General features: G+C 49.1%; 1 protein-coding gene and 1 pseudogene. Both read right to left on the bottom strand.

Annotated elements, in window-relative coordinates; genetic code table 11:
- Positions 1 to 516 (bottom strand): cytochrome oxidase biogenesis cluster protein (locus tag R7Q09_RS26340; protein WP_318143965.1); only part of this gene is annotated, 516 nt, incomplete at its 3' end.
- Positions 513 to 643, bottom strand: a pseudogene (locus R7Q09_RS26335) (SURF1 family protein); the annotation flags it as partial. The pseudogene R7Q09_RS26335 and the gene R7Q09_RS26340, both read right to left, overlap by 4 nt.

Here is a 643-nt window from a genome sequence, read left to right as displayed (position 1 = left end):
GAGCAACTTACGCAAATCCGCCAGCATATCTTTGCTGAGTTTGACCAAATCTTCGTTTGGCTCTGCGGTGTACGACATCACCAGTTGCCCCAGAGGGTCCACAATCAGCACTTGCCCTTGTTGCACTTTTGCCGCCACGTTCTCATTCATCGCCATGGTTTCCATCGGCATTTCTATCGTGTCTGATGTTGTAGAAGTCCACAAAACTGGCACAACGCGTTCTTGATACTTGCCTAAAGCAACATGGCTTTGTTTGAGTAAATAGAGTTGTCTTTGACATTGGCTGTCGCAAGAATCAGGCACCACATAAGCCAGTTGCCAACCGTGCACCGCCGATGGAGCAGATTGGCCTAACTGCCCTAACGTTGTGTACGGTTCGATGAGCTTTCCTCGGTTTGTCACGCCCGTTTCGTACCAGCCTTGCGCCAAAATCAACTTTGCAACAATCGCTGGTAAGGCGAATAAGCAAATCAGTGCGATCAGCACAAACCGCCCTTTTGTAACTTGAGATGTCATGCCTCACCTCCTTGTGATGCCGCTTTTCTAAACCATCGAATACACACAACTATTGTCAGCAGTAAGAACACGGCAGCCATCGCAAACCACTGTACGGCATACCCAAAATGCTTCGCGCTCGTGAGTG

This window comes from Vibrio sp. 2130-1 (assembly GCF_033339515.1).
The sequence above is the reverse complement of the archived record's forward strand: the minus strand, read 5'-3'. Positions and strand labels throughout refer to the sequence as shown.